17 protein-coding genes and 1 pseudogene are annotated in these 15,720 nt (G+C 64.8%); 8 read left to right on the top strand and 10 right to left on the bottom strand.

Annotated features, from left to right (window positions below; translation table 11 throughout):
- A pseudogene (locus ACY693_RS05155) lies at positions 1–272 on the top strand (hypothetical protein); the annotation flags it as partial.
- On the opposite strand, the gene ACY693_RS05150 reads toward ACY693_RS05155, so the two are convergent.
- On the bottom strand, positions 252–1,046 hold the full coding sequence (locus ACY693_RS05150) for a uroporphyrinogen-III synthase (protein ID WP_462320761.1): 795 nt from the start codon (positions 1,044–1,046) through the stop codon (positions 252–254). The pseudogene ACY693_RS05155 and the gene ACY693_RS05150 overlap by 21 nt on opposite strands.
- Positions 1,043–2,017 (bottom strand): hydroxymethylbilane synthase, encoded by a 975-nt coding sequence (gene hemC, locus ACY693_RS05145; protein WP_462320760.1) that lies wholly within the window; start codon positions 2,015–2,017, stop codon positions 1,043–1,045. The genes ACY693_RS05150 and hemC overlap by 4 nt, the downstream gene beginning before the upstream one ends.
- A gap of 224 nt (positions 2,018–2,241) precedes the next feature.
- On the opposite strand from hemC, the gene argH reads away from it, so the two are divergent.
- The 3 genes from argH (at position 2,242) to ACY693_RS05130 (ending at position 6,589) form a co-directional block, all read left to right on the top strand.
- Positions 2,242–3,639, top strand: coding sequence for an argininosuccinate lyase (gene argH / locus ACY693_RS05140; protein WP_462320759.1), 1,398 nt, complete (start codon positions 2,242–2,244; stop codon positions 3,637–3,639).
- A 91-nt stretch (positions 3,640–3,730) separates the two neighbouring features.
- Positions 3,731–5,089, top strand: a complete 1,359-nt coding sequence (locus ACY693_RS05135) for a hypothetical protein (protein WP_462320758.1) — start codon at positions 3,731–3,733, stop codon at positions 5,087–5,089.
- A 30-nt stretch (positions 5,090–5,119) separates the two neighbouring features.
- The gene (locus ACY693_RS05130; RefSeq protein WP_462320757.1) at positions 5,120–6,589 is read left to right on the top strand and encodes a glycogen synthase; all 1,470 of its coding nucleotides are present in this window, start codon (positions 5,120–5,122) and stop codon (positions 6,587–6,589) included.
- 31 nt (positions 6,590–6,620) lie between these two features.
- Here the strand turns inward: ACY693_RS05130 and ACY693_RS05125 are convergent, their stop codons facing one another.
- The 4 genes from ACY693_RS05125 to pstS form a co-directional block, all read right to left on the bottom strand.
- The gene (locus ACY693_RS05125; RefSeq protein WP_462320756.1) at positions 6,621–6,839 is read right to left on the bottom strand and encodes a hypothetical protein; all 219 of its coding nucleotides are present in this window, start codon (positions 6,837–6,839) and stop codon (positions 6,621–6,623) included.
- A gap of 102 nt (positions 6,840–6,941) precedes the next feature.
- The gene (locus ACY693_RS05120; RefSeq protein WP_462320755.1) at positions 6,942–7,517 is read right to left on the bottom strand and encodes a hypothetical protein; all 576 of its coding nucleotides are present in this window, start codon (positions 7,515–7,517) and stop codon (positions 6,942–6,944) included.
- Positions 7,517–7,927, bottom strand: a complete 411-nt coding sequence (locus tag ACY693_RS05115) for a DUF5132 domain-containing protein (RefSeq protein WP_462320754.1) — start codon at positions 7,925–7,927, stop codon at positions 7,517–7,519. The genes ACY693_RS05120 and ACY693_RS05115 overlap by 1 nt, the downstream gene beginning before the upstream one ends.
- 140 nt (positions 7,928–8,067) lie before the next feature.
- Entirely contained in the window at positions 8,068–9,219 is a 1,152-nt protein-coding gene (pstS, locus tag ACY693_RS05110; protein ID WP_462320753.1) for a phosphate ABC transporter substrate-binding protein PstS, read from the bottom strand.
- A gap of 102 nt (positions 9,220–9,321) precedes the next feature.
- Between pstS and ACY693_RS05105 the strand changes: the two genes are divergently transcribed.
- Together ACY693_RS05105 and rfaE1 are read left to right on the top strand one after the other, a co-directional pair.
- On the top strand, positions 9,322–9,930 hold the full coding sequence (locus ACY693_RS05105; RefSeq protein WP_462320752.1) for a D-sedoheptulose-7-phosphate isomerase: 609 nt from the start codon (positions 9,322–9,324) through the stop codon (positions 9,928–9,930).
- A 74-nt stretch (positions 9,931–10,004) separates the two neighbouring features.
- Positions 10,005–11,519, top strand: a complete 1,515-nt coding sequence (gene rfaE1 / locus ACY693_RS05100) for a D-glycero-beta-D-manno-heptose-7-phosphate kinase (RefSeq protein WP_462320751.1) — start codon at positions 10,005–10,007, stop codon at positions 11,517–11,519.
- Positions 11,520–11,615: 96 nt separating this feature from the next.
- Here rfaE1 and ACY693_RS05095 read toward each other — a convergent pair whose 3' ends face one another.
- Genes ACY693_RS05095 through ACY693_RS05080 form a run of 4 tightly spaced genes read right to left on the bottom strand, consistent with a single transcriptional unit; the run spans position 11,616 to position 14,712 of the window.
- Positions 11,616–12,074 (bottom strand): YqaA family protein, encoded by a 459-nt coding sequence (locus ACY693_RS05095; protein ID WP_462320750.1) that lies wholly within the window; start codon positions 12,072–12,074, stop codon positions 11,616–11,618.
- Between the two features lie 18 nt (positions 12,075–12,092).
- Complete coding sequence (locus tag ACY693_RS05090; protein WP_462320749.1) at positions 12,093–12,788, bottom strand: gamma-glutamyl-gamma-aminobutyrate hydrolase family protein; 696 nt, start codon at positions 12,786–12,788, stop codon at positions 12,093–12,095.
- Positions 12,758–13,768, bottom strand: a complete 1,011-nt coding sequence (locus tag ACY693_RS05085; protein WP_462320748.1) for an amidoligase family protein — start codon at positions 13,766–13,768, stop codon at positions 12,758–12,760. Before ACY693_RS05085 ends, ACY693_RS05090 begins: the two co-directional genes overlap by 31 nt.
- Positions 13,769–13,824: 56 nt before the next feature.
- Entirely contained in the window at positions 13,825–14,712 is an 888-nt protein-coding gene (locus ACY693_RS05080) for a 4'-phosphopantetheinyl transferase family protein (protein ID WP_462320747.1), read from the bottom strand.
- A 185-nt stretch (positions 14,713–14,897) separates the two neighbouring features.
- Between ACY693_RS05080 and ACY693_RS05075 the strand changes: the two genes are divergently transcribed.
- Together ACY693_RS05075 and ACY693_RS05070 are read left to right on the top strand one after the other, a co-directional pair.
- Positions 14,898–15,362: an alpha/beta hydrolase family protein gene (locus tag ACY693_RS05075; RefSeq protein ID WP_462320746.1), complete on the top strand. Its 465-nt coding sequence runs from the start codon at positions 14,898–14,900 to the stop codon at positions 15,360–15,362.
- A partial coding sequence (locus ACY693_RS05070; protein ID WP_462320745.1) for a hypothetical protein occupies positions 15,329–15,720 on the top strand: 392 nt, incomplete at its 3' end. The genes ACY693_RS05075 and ACY693_RS05070, both read left to right, overlap by 34 nt.

The raw sequence follows: 15,720 nt of genomic DNA, 5'->3' as shown, positions 1-15,720 counted from the left end.
TCGAAGGGGTGGTGCGGGTTTTGTTCAAGATCCCCGAGCCCGATCCCGACTGGACCGGGCGCACCGGCTGGGTACATCAGGCCGCGCTGGAGGACCACCCCTCGCTGGCCGACTTCGATTGCTACCTCAGCGGTCCACCGGCGATGGTCGATGCTGGGCGCGCCGCGTTCGAGGCCGCTGGCGCTAGCATCGAGCATCTGTTCTCCGATGCCTTCGAGTATGCGGCCTCAGAGCCGGCCTCAGAACCCGTTTCAGCTAAGGCTCATCGCTAAGCGGCAGAGTGCATCGACGATCCCCTCGTCGCTGGTCTCGGCGGCCACCGCGACCCGACGGAAGCCACGCTGCATCGCCGTTGCGCCGCCGCGATCGCTGATCACGACCAAGGGCATGGCTAACAGCCAGGCCTGATGCTCGGGGCCGATCATCTCTAGCAGGTTCTGCAGCACCTCGTCGCTGGTCGCGGTGACGAAGCCGAGTCGCTCGCGCCAGTCTGCAAGCGCGGCGCTCACATCGACATCGGGCAGGGCACGTCGATAGACCTCAGCGAAGGCGACCTCGGCGCCACGTTGGTGCAGCGTCTCACCGAGCAGCGGTCGACCGCCTTCGCCCCGCACGATCAGCGCCCGCTTGCCAGCCACCTGGATTAGCGCCGGCAAGGCCAGCAGCGCCTCGCTATCGAAGCCGTGCTCTGGGACCAGGTCTGGCGCCAGGCCGCGCTCCTTCAAGGCGGCGGCGGTCGCACGACCGACGGCGCCGAGCCGGAGCCCCTGAGAAGGACCACTGCTGCTCAATCGGGCGAGCAGCTCGGGTGGGAACAGCTCAACCCCGTACTCGACCGCGTTACGGCTGACAAACAGAATGATGTCCCAGGACTCGGCCAGTCGCCGTCGCGCCTGCTCAGGATGGCTGGCAGCTCGAATCTCCAAGGTCGGAAATTCAATCGGCTCGCCCCCAGCCTCGCGGACCAGCTGACACAGCCGCGCGGCCTGAGCGCTGGGCCGAGTCACCAGTACCCCGCGCCCGTTCAACGGACAGGTCGCGCTCATGGCTGTGAGGCAGACCCCGCAGCCTGTTCGGCGAGTGGCTCGGCGGGCTCATGCGCCAGCGCCGAGAGCACCTCCTCGGCGCCCTGGGCCAATAGGGCTTCGCCGACCTCGCGGCCCAGGCGCTCGGCTTCGGTCGCCGGGCCACTGATCTCAGCACGCATCAGCCTCGAGCCATCCGGCATACCGACTAGCCCGCGCAGGTAGAGCTCGCCGTCGCGATGCACCGCGTGGCCGGCGATCGGCACCTGGCAGCCACCATTGAGGCGTGCGTTCATCGCCCGCTCGGCGCTGACCTGCTCAGCGGTCAGGCTGTGATGGAGCGGGGCGATCAATGCATGTACGCGCTCGTCGTTGACGCGACATTCGATACCGATCGCACCCTGCCCAATCGCTGGCAGGCTATCCTCGGGCGCGATGAACGAGCGAATGCGCGCACTGAAGTCAAGCCGGATCAGACCAGCTGCGGCTAGGATGATCGCGTCGTAGACACCCTCATCGAGCTTGCGCAGTCGGGTATTGACATTGCCGCGCAGGGGCTCGATGCGCAGGTCCGGCCGTCGCACCGCCAGCTGGCATTGGCGCCGTAGGCTCGAGGTGCCGACGCAGGCCCCCTCGGGCAGCTCGTCCAGCGCTGCGTAGGTGTTGGAGACGAAGGCATCGCGCGGGTCTTCGCGCTCCAGGATGCAGGCCAGATGCAGGCCGTCCGGGAAGTCGACCGGGACATCCTTCATCGAGTGCACGGCGATGTCCGCATCGCCAGAGAGCATGCCCTGTTCCAGCTCTTTGACGAACAGCCCCTTGCCGCCGACCTTGGCCAGCGGTGCATCCAGGATCTTGTCGCCGCGGGTGGTCATACCGATGATCTCCACCGTCAACCCCGGGTGCAGGTGGCGCAGCGCGTCGGCAACATGCTCGGCCTGCCACATGGCGAGCGCAGATTTTCGGGTGGCAATGCGAATGGTCTCTGGCATGGAGGCGAATCCAGACTGGCTGATGGTCGTTGCAGATGAGTCGACCGCTAACAGTAACCGAAACCCGCGGGGCCAACGTTGGCAGCGGTCAATCGGGGCGAAACCCGCTAGCTTATCCTGCCGTGCTAGCCACTGACAGTGCGACTCATTCATCTTAGGCTGTTGCCGAGCACTGATCTGTACTATGGTGACTGCTTTTTATAGGTGCATGAGTAACACCCGCGATGACCGAGAGCGCCGCTTCGAAACCCTGGGCCGGCCGTTTTTCTGAGCCGACCGACGCCTTCGTTGAGGCCTTTACCGCCTCGGTGGGCTTCGACCAGCGTCTATACCGCGAGGATATCGCCGGCTCCATCGCCCACGCCCGCATGCTCGCGCGTCAAGGCATCCTCAGCGACCAGGAATCGGAGGCCATCATTGCCGGCCTTGAACGCATCCAGGCGCAGATCGAGTCTGGCAGCTTCGCCTGGTCGGTGCCACTCGAAGATGTGCACATGAACATCGAGGCTGCACTGTCTGCCGAGATCGGCGAGGCTGGCAAACGACTACACACCGGGCGATCACGCAACGACCAGGTCGCCACCGACATCCGTCTCTGGCTGCGGGGCGAGATCGACGCCATCAGCGAGGCGCTGCAGCGTCTGCAGGACGCGTTACTCGATCTCGCCGAGCGCGAGGCCGCCACCATCCTGCCTGGCTTCACCCATCTGCAGGTGGCCCAACCCATCACCTTCGGCCACCACATGATGGCCTGGCAGGCCATGCTTGAGCGCGATGCCGGGCGCTTCGCCGACTGTCGGGCGCGCATGAACCAGATGCCGCTCGGTGCTGCCGCCTTGGCTGGCACCAGCTATCCCATCGATCGTGCCTACACGGCCGAGCAGCTCGGCTTCGACGCCCCCTGCGAGAACTCGCTGGATGCGGTTTCCGACCGAGACTTTGCGATCGAGTTCGTCGCTGCGGCCTCGATCCTGATGATGCACCTGTCGCGCTTCGCCGAAGAGCTCATCCTCTGGGCCTCAGCGCAGTTCGGCTTCATCGAGCTCTCGGATAGCTTCTGTACCGGCTCCTCGATCATGCCGCAGAAGAAGAATCCGGATGTGCCGGAGCTGATCCGAGGCAAGAGCGGGCGCATCTTCGGACATCTGATGGCCCTGCTGACGCTAATGAAAGGGCAGCCACTTGCGTACAACAAGGATAATCAGGAAGACAAGGAACCATTGTTCGACACTGCCGACAATTTGCGCGGCTCGCTCAAGGTCTTTGCCGAGATGATGGCCAAGCTGAGCTGCCATCCCGAGCGCATGCGCGCCGCGGCCAGCCAAGGGTTCTCGACCGCGACCGACCTCGCTGATTACCTCGTGCACAGGGGCATTGCCTTCCGCGACGCGCATGAGGTCGTCGGCAAGGCCGTCGCCTACGGCATCCAGCAGGGCCGGGATCTGGCGCAGCTCAGTCTCGACGAGCTGCGCCGCTTCTCGCCAGCGATCGGCAGCGACGTCTTCGATGTGCTCAGCCTCGATGGCTCGGTCGCAGCACGCAACCATATCGGCGGCACCGCGCCCGCACAGGTCCATGCCGCCGTCGCGCGAGCACGAGCCCGGCGTGCCACAACGCGCTGAGCAGGGAGCCGGTTGCCCAGCCGGTCGCCCCGCGATGATATGAACGGGCTTATGGGTGTCATGCGCCACGGCGCTTGCCTGGAGTGCCACCATGCCGGGTGATCGCGCACCGCGGTTCCCAAACCCGGATCGGGCGCCGCGCCTGGTGCTGTATCCACTGATTGGTGGTGGCGTCGCGCTCGACTGGCACCTTGATCCCGCAGTGATCGAGCGGGCGCAGAGCGCTTTTGCCGCCCATCAGCCCGCTCACCAACCGGTCGCGAAGCTCTATCTGCGACGAGCTGAGGGGGACGGCGCCCAGCTCGCCGAAGCGGCTATCGACCTCAGCAGCGACCTCAGCGGCCAAGCCCGGTTTCCGGAGCCTGTCGTTGGCATCCTGCAGGCCGAGCTCGGTCTCGAATGTCAACGCGACGGCGGTTGGCTGCTGCTGGCCCGATCCAATCAGCTGCAAACGGTGCCCGAGTCCCTGGGCCTCGCCAGGCTAGCACCGCAGTCAGCGGTTGAGCCCGACCCGGAGCCCAGCGCAAAGCTGACGCCTGATCTAGCGGCTGCGCGAGCGGTTCCGCCAGCGCCTGAGCTCGATCCGAAGTCCGGCTCAAGGCCTGCACCAGGCTCTGCAACCGCGCCTGTGCTCAGGCAAACCCTCGAGCCAGGGCCTCAGCCAGCCCCAGCTGCGCTTGTCGACCCTAGGCTGGAGCGCTGGCGAGAGCCGGCGCCCGTGATGGCGCTAATGTCTCTCACAGCGGCGCGATTCGTAACCGGGTCCCAGGCAATGCGGGCGCCAGTCGGGCCTCCGCCTCTCACGCAGAGCCGGCGTCTAGGCCAGAGCCCTAGCCCAAGCCCAAGCCCTAGCCCTAGCCCTAGCCCTAGCCCAAGCCCTAGCAATGCAGTCGTTACTGGCACCGCGGGGCGACTGACGACCCGCTTCCCCGATCCATCGCTCGCTGCGTTGGCGGACCGCGCAGAGCTGCCCGCCGGGCCCTTCCCGCTGATCGATGTCGTCGGGGGTGGCATCCGCGCTGAGGCTGCGCTCGCGCCAAATCCAGGCGCTCGGAGCCCAGGCGAGCAGGTTCTATTGGACCAAGAGCCGCTGAGACGGCAAGATGTGGTGACATCGGAAGAGCCAGCGCGGGGATCGGAGCAACGGTCCTCGGAGCAGGTCGCAGACTGGCAGGGGGAGCAGCCCAGCAACCGACGCGAATTGGCGCAGGCACCGCGCGGAAGCGGGCCGATCGCTCCCTATCCGTCCAGCGACGAGGCTGTTGTTCAAGGCGAGCTGCATGTGTTCGGTCGCGCGGCGCCAGGCAGTCTGCTGGATCTTGGCGGACATCCCTTTCGGGTCGGACCAGGTGGGCGTTTCTCGCTTCGGGTCGCCCTCGATGACCCCGAGCTGTTGACCGCGCTGCTTGCTCGGCTGCCGCGGCTGCCTGTTGCTGAGCGCGAGCCCTAATCATCTAAGTGTCTGATTGAGAACGGTAGTATGTATATCCTGATGGCCACCCCGGAGTGCGCGCCGGTGGCCAAGGCTGGTGGCCTTGGTGACTTCGTGCAGGGACTGTCTCGCGAGCTTGCTGCCCAGGGCCACCAAGTCGAGATCATCCTGCCCAAATATGACTGCCTGCGCTACGACCGGGTCCAGGGCATGACCGTCGAGCATTCGGATCTCTGGGTGCCGTTCTTCGATCGCGCCCTGCACTGCGATGTCGAGGTCGGTTTGGTCGACGGCCTGCGCTGCTACTTCATCGATGCCCACTCCGAGCACGGCTTTTTCAATCGCGGCGCGATCTATGGCGACGCCGATGATCCGGACCGCTTCACCTTCTTCTCGCGCGCGATTCTCGAGTTCCTGATCGCCTCGGGCAAACGGCCGGACATCATTCACTGCAATGAGTGGCAGACGGGGCTGGTGCCGGTGCTGCTGTTCGAGCGCTACACCGCGCTGGGGCTCGACAAGACCCGCGTCTGCTACTCGCTACACAACCTCGGCCATCAAGGCTGGACCACGTCCAAGGTGCTGGAGATGAACGGTCTGGATGTCGGTCGCTTGATCGTACCGGACCGGCTGCAAGACCCGGGAAATCCGCAGGCGGTCAACCTGATGAAAGGCGGCATCGTCTTCTCCAACTTCGTCACGACGGTCTCGCCACGCTATGCCTGGGAGATTCAACATACCGATCAGGGTGTCGGTCTGCAGGGCGTGCTCCGCACCCATGACCGTAAGTTCGGCGGCGTGCTCAATGGCATCGACACCACCACCTGGAATCCGGCGACCGACCCCTTCATCGCAGCCAGCTACGACCTCGAGCAGCTCCCGGCCAAGGGCGAGAACAAGACCGCCCTGCGCGAGCGGCTCGGTCTGGCTGATGCCCCCAAGCCCGTCGTCGCCGTCGTCAGTCGGCTCGACCGCCAGAAAGGCATCGACCTGATCCGCCACGGCATCGATTACAGCCTGCAGAAGGAGGCGCAGTTCGTGCTGCTCGGTAGTGCCCAGGACCCGGCCATCAATGCCATGTTCTGGGACGCCAAACAATCGCTGGCCGATGATCCAGACGTCCACCTCGAGCTCGGTTACGACGAAGAGCTGGCCCACCTGATCTATGCCGGCGCCGACATGATCCTGATCCCGAGCGTTTACGAGCCCTGTGGTCTCACCCAGATGATCGCCATGCGCTATGGCTGCGTGCCGATCGTGCGTCGGGTCGGTGGCTTGGCCGATACCGTGTTCGATGCTAACCACAGCGACCGGCCTTACGAAGAGCGCAACGGCTATGTCTTCGACGAGCTGACCTTCGAGGGCCTGGAGTCAGCGCTCGGCCGTGCGATCAGCCTCTGGCAGCGACACCCGGACCACTTCCGTCAGCTGCGTCTCAACGGCATGCGCATGGATAACTCCTGGGCGCGGCCGGCACAGGACTATCTGAATATCTACCAGCACATTCGCGTGCGTTAGCCCAAGCTCGGCGGGTGACTGGGCTCTGCGCCTAGATCTTGGACTGGAGGTTCTTTGGTAATGCCTTGACCAGTAGACCGGTGGCGATTGAGAAGGTCAGGGTCACGGCCGCGATCTTGGCCAGCTCCTTCGGCGGTGGCACGGTTAGCTTGAACCCGTCATGGTCTTTGGCCTGACCCATGTTGTAGTGGATCAGGGCTTCGGTCATGAAGACCCCAAAGGTAATACCGGTCACCAGGATATTGCCCATCTCGACCTCGATGAATGCAGACGTTTGTTGCTGAAGGCGTACAGAACACAGTAGCACATGGGCCAGCGGCTGCTTGGCTCGCGCGGCCGTCTGCGTCGCTCTCTATTCTGCGGCCCGCTCAGCAGCGCCTTCAGCGACCTGTTCATCAAGGCAGCCCGCAGCCTGTTCGGCGCGGGCGGCAGCGTCTCGCTCGAGCTTCAGTCCCGCGACGAGGTCGATCAGGTACAGAGACAGGGTTAATGCGGGCGCAAGAAACTGCTTCTTGCTCAGCTGATAGGCCGAGAGTGCCAGGATGATCAGGAACACTAGAATCCGCGTATCGTTGACCGACACATGAAACGCATGAGCGGCAGCGCTTTCCTCTGGTCGATCGGCGAGTTGTAGCAGTCCATCGCGCGTCAGCGCATCCGGTAGAGCCGCTGCATCAGCAGGCGCAAACCAGACCAACAGGCTGCCGGTGACCGGATTGATGGTGACCTCGTGGATCTCGGGTTGAGCGCGCAGCGCTTCGTACAGACCAATGAAGTAGGGGAGGTCGCGTTTGCGTGCTGGCACCCGAAGACGCCAGCGCTCTGCAGTTCGATGCACGACTCGTGCGACAGGTGGCTGCTCGGAGACCACCCCTGGCCCTTCTGGGTGCGCCTCCGGTTGCGCGTCTGGTAGCGTCGCATCGAGCATCAGCCAGCCTTCCGGCGCAGATGCTCTGCCGCCTCGGCAGCGGCGCCGGCGACAGCCTCGGCCGCTCCAGCCGCTGTATCGGCAGCGTTGTGAGCCGCTTGCTTCCCCGCGGCCTGGGCGGTGTCGGTCGCCGTTTCCGCTGCGGCTGCTGCGCCGGCGGCGAGACGTTGATCGCGCAGCTCCTCGCGGACCTCGGCAACCATGTCCTCCATCGCTTCGCCCAGCTCAGCGGTGACCTCGCGTCCGCGCTCGAAGGCGAGCACACTGGCCTTGATCACGGAGCGGGCCGCCGGCCGCAGATAGGGCGCCAGCACCGCGACCGCAACCGGCACGGCGACCGCGATCCCGATCCCAATCGCCGTGTTGCGCACCACTGGCTTGTTCAGCAGCTGTCCAATGGGTTGGGGCATAACAGACTCCGCAGGGCATGATGAGTAAGCAGTAAGTCCGAGTGTAGCCGCTCGGACCCTGCTTCAGCGACCCAGCGTCTGGGTTTCGATGGCTTGGCTCGTCCAGCGCTCGGGGCTGCACCGACTAGATCTCGGACGGGCTAGATCTCGGGGTGGCTGTTAGATTGTGCGTCGGTTTGGTTGGTGTTGACAGGCTGTCGTTCGCCACTGGACGGCTCAGCGGCCTCGCTCGGGGGCTGCTTCAACGGCTCAAGCTGGCGCCGCACGTACTCGATTGCCGCTGGTGAGAAGGGAATATAGCCTATGCGCTCAGCGATCTGCTGGCCCGGCCCAAGCGCGTAATCGACGATGTCGAGGATGGCCTGTCGCTTCTGCGGATGGTCGTAGTCCTTGCGCAGCATCACATAGGAGACCGCGATCAACGGATAGGCGCTCTCGCCGGCTGGATCGATCAGCGTCTCGATGCTCGGTGACTGCCTGATCGCGTCCATCGAGGCCGCAAAGCTCACCGGGCTGGGGGCGACCAACTTGCCGTCCTTGTTCTCGATCGCGGCCATCGGCGTGTTCGTGAAATCGGCATAGGGATAGGCCACATAGCCAATCGCGCCTGGAATCGATCGCACCAACGAGATCACGCCATCGTTGCCAGCGCCGCGGATCAGTCCGCCGGGCCGCTCGATGACCTGGTTCCAGGCCGGGGTCAGCGTGGCACCGATCTGTTGCGCCAGGTCCGAGCTAATCGTGCTCAGGTGCGTCGTCAGGTTGTAGCTGGTGCCGCTGGCGCCCGTGCGTGCCACCAGGGTGATCGGCAGGTCCGGGAGACTGGCATTCGGGTTGGTCTTGGCGATCAACGGATCATCCCAGCGCGAGATCTCGCCACTGAACAGGCCGATCAGCGCCTCTCGGGACAGCCAGAGCTGGCCGACATCGGGTAGGTTGTAGACGAGCACGACACCGGCGGCCGCCATCGGCACCTGCAGAATCCCACCCCCGAGCTCGGCCGCCTGCTCGTCGGCGATGCGAAAATCTGCGGCGGCGAAATCGACCCGGCCCTCGGCGAGATCTTTGAGCCCACCGGCGCTGCTGGTGCCCTGATAGTCCGGCTGGATCTTGGGGTGCTCAGCGGTGAAGCTGTGCATCCAGCTCGAGAATAGGGGCGCTGGAAAGGTGGCTCCCGAGCCGTAGATGCGAAGCGGTTTCTCCCCTGCGATCAGCGCCGGCGGCAGAAGCAAGCAGACGCTAAGCAGGACAACACTGAGGTGCGTTAATAGAGGGTTGGCAGATCGTTTCATGGATGATCCTCGGATGGGACGGCGAAATTGTTGCAGCCATAGCCAAGTGATCGAGCATAGGGAACAATGAGTAGCCGTTGCCACCTCAGTTCCGTCATCCAGATGTCACCAAACCTTCATATTGCTGACCAACCAGACCCCATCAGCGCCGCGCTCAGCGCCCATCTCGAGGTCGTGCAATCCCTCGAGCAGTTACGCGCCTCTATCGAAGCCTTCGCCGAACAGGTCTGTGGCGTGATCGAGCGCGGTGGCCGCGTCTTTTGGATGGGCAACGGCGGCAGCGCCGCCGACAGCCAGCACCTGGCCGCTGAGCTGGTCGGCCGCTTCGAGCGCGAGCGTGCTGGGCTCGCAGCGATTGCGCTGACCACCGACACCGCGGTGCTGACCTCGGTGGCCAACGACTATGGCTTCGAGTCCGTGTTCGCGCGTCAGGTCGAGGCCCTGTGCCGGCCCGGCGATCTGCTGGTGGGGCTCTCCACCTCCGGCAACAGCGCCAATGTGGTGCGCGCCATGGAGCGTGCCGAACGGCTCCAGACCTACCGCGTCAGCATGACCGGTGCCGGAGGCGGGCGTCTGCGCGACTGCTGCGAGCTCTGGCTGGGTGTGCCTTCAACCAGCACTGCGCGCATCCAAGAGGCGCACATGCTCATCGGCCACATCCTCTGCGATCTGGTCGAGCAACGCGTGCACGCCGCTGTGAGCGACCACTGAGCAGGCTGCGAGCCATGTCCAGAGCCTGGTCCCAACCCCCCTCCGTCGCTCCGTTTCGCCATCCCAGGCAGGTCATGGCCGCCTTGGAAACAGGCTTTGGTGGTGCCCGCGTGCTGGTGGTCGGCGATCTCATGCTCGACCGCTACCTCTGGGGTCAGGTCGGGCGCATCTCGCCTGAGGCGCCGGTGCCGGTCCTTCATCTCAGCCATGAGACCGAGACGGCGGGTGGCGCCGCCAATGTCGCGCGCAATCTGAGCGGACTCGGCTTGCAGGTCAGTATCGCCGGCGTGACCGGGGAGGATGACCATCGCCAGCGCCTGCTGCGTCAGCTCGGTGAGCAGGGCACCGACAGCAGCGCCGTCCTCGCCGATCCCAGCCGGCCCACCACCACCAAGACCCGGCTGATCGGCAATCATCAGCAGATGTTGCGCATCGACGACGAGCATCTCGCGCCACTCAGCGCTGAGCTCGAGGACCAGCTCTTCGCAACCCTGATGCCCCGGCTCAGCACAGCCTCGGTCCTGCTGCTCTCCGACTATGCCAAGGGCGTGCTCTTTGGCGGTTTGTGTCAGCGTTTGATCAACGCCGCCCGGGAGCAGGGCCTGCCGGTGCTGGTCGACCCCAAGGGTCGGGACTTCAGTCGCTATCGGGGCGCGAGCCTGATCACCCCCAACCGCGCCGAGCTGGCCCAAGCCGCCAGCGTCGATCCGGGCGATCTCGAGCATCTCGGCGCGATCGCCAGCCGGATGCGCGCTGAGCTCCAGCTCGAGCGCTTGGTGCTCACCCTTGGCGAGCTGGGTCTGCTGGTCGTTGAGCACGACACGCAGATCCGCATCGCGGCCGTTGCGCGCGAGGTCTTCGATGTCTCGGGCGCGGGCGACACCGTGATTGCCACGCTTGCCGCCGGTCTTGCTGCCGGCCTCGATCCCGTCGACAGCGCCCATCTCGCCAATCTCGCCGCCGGTGTCGTCGTTGCCAAGGTCGGCACCGCCGCCATCAGCCTCAGCGAGCTGAGACAAGCCCTGAGCGATGAGCTCGGCCCCGATTTGATTATGGGGGAGGGGGTTAGGCTCGACCAGACCGCCGTCGCTCAGGCGGCACCAGATCGCGCGCTAGACCCGTCTCAGAAGCTCTATAGCCTCGCCGAGCTTCGGGGGCAGGTGCGAGACTGGCAGTCACGTGGGGAGCGAGTGGTGTTCACCAACGGTTGTTTCGACCTCTTGCACGCAGGCCATGTCAGCTATCTCGAACAGGCCCGTCGCCACGGCCATCACCTCGTCATCGGCCTCAACAGCGATCGCTCCGTGCGTACACTCAAAGGTCCAGAGCGTCCCTTAGTCGGCGAGCAGGACCGCGCCCGCGTCCTCGCCGCCCTCGCCGCCGTCGATGCCGTCGTCCTCTTTGACGAAGACACCCCACTCCAGCTCATCGAAACTCTCCGGCCAGACGTTCTCGCCAAAGGTGCCGACTACCGGCCCGATCAAGTGGTGGGCGCCGAGCAGGTTCGCAGCTGGGGCGGGGAGCTGGTGCTCGTGCCCCTGTTAGAGGATCGCAGCACGAGTAGCATCATTCGGCGCATGCAGCGCTAGCGCCCGAGGTCAGCGCCGCTCGTTCCCGTGCTTGCGCAGGCGCTAGCGGCTGTTAGTCGACTTGATCGCAGAGACATGGAGCTCGACAGAAATCGCCTAGGCCAGGGGTGCGGCAACAGCCGCCAGTTCGCTCGAGAGCCAGCCGAATAGCCCCAATACAGCCGCATAACGGGCCCCCTTGCCGATCCAGGTGAGCGCGAAGAACAGCAAGAAGTTGACGCGCATGATCCCGGCGATGAAGGTGAGTGCATCGCCGCCGACCGGTAGCCAGGCCATGAGCAGCGACCAGAACCCCCAGCGTTGATACCAGCGCTGGGCCAGTCCGAGCTTGTTGGGTTTGAATGGAAACCAGCGTCGGTCCTGAAAGCGCAGGAGCCAGCGGCCAAGCGCCCAGTTCACGGCTGCACCTAGCGTGTTCCCGGCCGTTGCCCAAAACCAGAGCAGAAGCGGGTCGTAGCCACCAGCTTGGAGTCCGACCAACAGGGCTTCGGAGTAGAAAGGCAGTAAGGTCGCCGCCACGAAGGCGGCGGTGAACAGCCCGAGGTAGGCTTCCACGCCCGCTCCCTGCGACAGCTATCGGCTTGGATGTTGTCGTGCGGCTTCGACGAGACCGCTGAACAACCGGCGCTGACCGCGGTTGTAGAGGAGGAATTCAGGGTGCCATTGGACTCCGCGCAGCCAGTAGTGCAACGGGGCTTCGATCGCCTGCACGATGCCGTCGAGGTCGCGGCCAGCAACCACCAGTCCCTCGCCGAGCTGGTCGATCCCCTGGTTATGCAGGCTGTTGATGCGTGCGCGGTCGCAACCGATGAGCTGCTGAAGCTCGGTGTTCGGCTCGATGCAGAGGGTCTTGAGCGGGAAGATGGTCCAGCGGTTGGAGGTGTGCTTGCGCCTTGAGCGCAGCTCCTGAAATAGGTTTCCGCCGAGGCGGACATTGAGCAGCTGGGCGCCGCGGCAGATGCCCAGCAGGGGCAGACCTCGCTCGAGCGCGCGCTCGATGACGGCCGAGTCTAGGGCGTCGCGCTCGGGATCGGACTGGGGCGTGACCGCGGGGGCGGCTGCATAGAGGACCGGGTCGATATCATGGCCGCCGGTGATCACGACCCCGTCCGCGGCCTCTTGGACCTCAGGTCTTGGCTGAGTGGGTGTGAGCAGCGCGGTGCGCGCGCCGGCGAGGCGCAGGGCGAGCTGAACCAAGAACTTAGGGGCATGTGAGCCGCGCGTTGGGCCGGTAACGGCTATGAGAGGAGGCCGTTCTTGCTCAGCCATTGCTGACACTCCTGTTTCCAATCGCCGGTCAGGCGCTCGAGGGTGTTGTTGAGATAGGCGCTGTACTTGGAACAGAGCGACTCGAGACGGGCGGGGTCTGCAGCGAGGCGCTCGACGACCAGCCAGTCGTTCCAGGGGACGCTGAGATCCCAGCCTGGTTTGTCGACCTCGCTGTTCGGCAATCGATAGTGCAGCGTTGGGCGCGACTTGATCCGCTCGTCCTGCACCCGCGCGCGTACGCGCGCCTCATCGAGATGGGTGAACAGCGGCAGCATGTCGAGCGTGCGATTGCGGGTTGGGTTGGCGTCCAGGTAGTCATCGATCAGCTGTGTGCGGTTCGGTGAGTAATGGGGCGCGATCGCAAGCCGCACGTAGCCCTTCGGGAAGGGCTCGGCGAAGAAGGTGAGCCGCCGGGTGAGATCGACCGCGGCGCGCTCGCGCAGCCAGTCTTCGAGGCAGAGAAAGGCCTGCAGGTATTGCCTGATGCTGTCGACGTCGGTAGCGGGCACCTCCGGATTGAGCTGCATACCAAAGGCATAGGTCGGATCATCGGCTGTCCCACGAGCCCCCGCTGCGCGCAGGCTTTCGATAATGGTATTGAATTCCGCGAGCCGCGACAGCGGCAGGGGCGGGCTGATGACCTCGACCGGCACGATGCGCTCAGCGACCATGCGCAGGAGATCCTCTGCCAGCTCGCCGACGGCGTCGCCAAGATCATCTTGGCTGCGCGAGCGCCGACCCAGGGATTTCAAGAAGGCGAAGTCGAGCTCGACTTGCCAGTCGCCGGCGGGGTCGCCGCGCAGCGCGATCTCGTAGCGGCCAGGATGCAGCATCTCGCCACCCCCAGCCCCGAACCCCTTAGCCCCGAACAGGGTCTCTCGGACCAGCTCCGCGGTCTCGGTGATCGTGAGTCCGCTTAGCTCGATCTCGACGCCGACGCGCCGCTCCTGCCCGTCGCTGGTGCGGGTCAGCGGAGGCATCGGGAGACTCGTGGTCGTCATAGAGGGGTCTTGGTCTGTTCCGGCATGACTGCACACTAAGGCGCCCTGGCATTGGCCGCAAGCCATTCGGTCTCGCATTCCGGCACGTCGGCCAATCGTCGGGCCAGAGCGGCCACCGCCGATGCGGTGTCGCTGATGAGCATGGATGCCCGAGCCTGGGTCAGCAGCGGCTCCGGCAGGCCAGCCGAGCCGCAGCACAGGGCGAGTCCATAGTAGGGCAAGATGGAGTAGGAGCGTAGGAACCAGCGACGACCGCGGTGGGTCACCTCGATCTCGACATCATCGTCAGCGATTGCGCTGAATCTGCTGAGACCGCCGGCCACGCCCTCGCCGGTGGCCTTGAGCAGGCTTTCCTTGCGGCTCCAGAGGGCGATGAACCGACGCTGATGTGTGGCATCATCGAGACCCGCCAGCCAGCGCTGTTCGTCAGCAGCGAAGAAGCGCTTGGCGATCGCTGCCCAGTCCAGGGTCGGGCGCAGCTGCTCGACATCGACGCCCACGGGATTGCAGGCAACGGCTAGGGCGACGTAGCGTCCCGAGTGGGAGAGATTGAAATGAAAGCTTGGATCACCTGGGTAGCTAGGTTTGCCGGAGGGGCTGCGATCGAAGCGGATGGCGCTCAAGGGTTGGCTAAAGGGCTGGCTCGAGCGCTGCGCGATCAGCAGGCGCGGCAGGAGCGCTGCCACAAGAGCGCGCTCGCGGTCGGCATCGCGCCGATAACGCAGGATGCGGCTCTGGTCCTCGCTCGGTAACCGAGTCAGCAGCCGATTCTGAGCCGGGCCCCATGACTCGAGCTCGAGCTCGACGACGAGCAGACCGGTGGGCGTCGGGCTGATCGAGGGCGCCGTCATCGGCATGCGCACCTTGCTCGACTCCCGACGGACTTGTCGGTCCTCCCAGACGCCGCAATGTCCAAGATCCATCGCATCGCTGTCTTGTCCAACGGGTTTCTGGTCCGACTTGTCTCTCGCTCTGAGGCACTTGGTCAGGCTTAGGCAACGGGTCAGGCTTAGGCCCCGGCTCAGGCTCCGGGTCAGGTTTGGCGTCACCTCAAGTGGCGATAGCATACTATGGGTGTCGGTCCCCGACTCGCAGTGAAGGCAATCGCATGGCAGGTATTCGGTTCGATTTTGAGAATCTCGATGGCCACCGCTTGGCGGGTCTGTTAGAAACGCCGCCAGCGGACGTGGAGACACAGCGTTATGCGCTGTTCGCGCATTGCTTCACCTGTGGCAAGGATCTCGCGGCTGCCACCCGCATTGCGCGTGCGTTAGCAGCCCGTGGCATCGCCGTGCTGCGTTTCGATTTCACAGGTCTCGGCAACAGTGATGGTGACTTTGCCAACACCAGTTTTTCGTCGAACATACAGGATTTGCTTGCGGCGGCAGAGGCGCTCAAGGCCAAGTATGCCGCGCCGGCCCTGCTGATTGGCCATAGCCTGGGCGGCGCCGCAGTGCTCGCCGCGGCCGGCCGGTTGCCGTCGGTCGAGGCCGTGGTGCCAACCATGGCAATGAGGCCGTTCGACTGGTTAATGGCGAGGTGGAAGGGCGCGTCGTTGCCGTTGCCGCCGTAGGTTTTGCTCCAGATTTTGTTGCCGTTCTCGTCGAACTTGACCAGCAGCACGTCGGTTTCGCCGCGGGCCTGGTCAATATCGCCGTCGCTGGAGTTAGTGGGGCCCGCGACCATAAAGCGGTTGTCGCGGGTCTTCACGATCGTATAAGCCTGGTCGTTCAGCAGGCCGCCAAAGGTTTTTTCCCAAACCAGGCCGCCGTCTTCGTCGAGGCGAATCACCCAAAAGTCGAGGCCGCCTTTGTAGTCGTCCACGTCGCCGGAGGGCGAGCCGGTTTCGCCGGCAATGATGTAACCGCCGTCGCGCAGGGCGTAAGCAGCGCGCGCGCGGTCGTTGTTGGGGCCGCCGAACGACTTTTCCC

This window comes from Halochromatium sp. (assembly GCF_054919635.1).
Note: the sequence above shows the minus strand (reverse complement) of the source record. Positions and strands in the feature narration are given on the sequence as shown.

Coding starts and splice junctions, on each gene's coding strand:
- ACY693_RS05150 (WP_462320761.1), bottom strand. CDS start 1,046: ATGAGCGCGACCTGTCCGTTGAACGGGCGCGGGGTACTGGTGACTCGG.
- hemC (WP_462320760.1), bottom strand. CDS start 2,017: ATGCCAGAGACCATTCGCATTGCCACCCGAAAATCTGCGCTCGCCATG.
- argH (WP_462320759.1), top strand. CDS start 2,242: ATGACCGAGAGCGCCGCTTCGAAACCCTGGGCCGGCCGTTTTTCTGAG.
- ACY693_RS05135 (WP_462320758.1), top strand. CDS start 3,731: ATGCCGGGTGATCGCGCACCGCGGTTCCCAAACCCGGATCGGGCGCCG.
- ACY693_RS05130 (WP_462320757.1), top strand. CDS start 5,120: ATGTATATCCTGATGGCCACCCCGGAGTGCGCGCCGGTGGCCAAGGCT.
- ACY693_RS05125 (WP_462320756.1), bottom strand. CDS start 6,839: ATGGGCAATATCCTGGTGACCGGTATTACCTTTGGGGTCTTCATGACC.
- ACY693_RS05120 (WP_462320755.1), bottom strand. CDS start 7,517: ATGCTCGATGCGACGCTACCAGACGCGCAACCGGAGGCGCACCCAGAA.
- ACY693_RS05115 (WP_462320754.1), bottom strand. CDS start 7,927: ATGCCCCAACCCATTGGACAGCTGCTGAACAAGCCAGTGGTGCGCAAC.
- pstS (WP_462320753.1), bottom strand. CDS start 9,219: ATGAAACGATCTGCCAACCCTCTATTAACGCACCTCAGTGTTGTCCTG.
- ACY693_RS05105 (WP_462320752.1), top strand. CDS start 9,322: ATGTCACCAAACCTTCATATTGCTGACCAACCAGACCCCATCAGCGCC.
- rfaE1 (WP_462320751.1), top strand. CDS start 10,005: ATGGCCGCCTTGGAAACAGGCTTTGGTGGTGCCCGCGTGCTGGTGGTC.
- ACY693_RS05090 (WP_462320749.1), bottom strand. CDS start 12,788: ATGGCTGAGCAAGAACGGCCTCCTCTCATAGCCGTTACCGGCCCAACG.
- ACY693_RS05085 (WP_462320748.1), bottom strand. CDS start 13,768: ATGCCTCCGCTGACCCGCACCAGCGACGGGCAGGAGCGGCGCGTCGGC.
- ACY693_RS05080 (WP_462320747.1), bottom strand. CDS start 14,712: ATGGATCTTGGACATTGCGGCGTCTGGGAGGACCGACAAGTCCGTCGG.
- ACY693_RS05075 (WP_462320746.1), top strand. CDS start 14,898: ATGGCAGGTATTCGGTTCGATTTTGAGAATCTCGATGGCCACCGCTTG.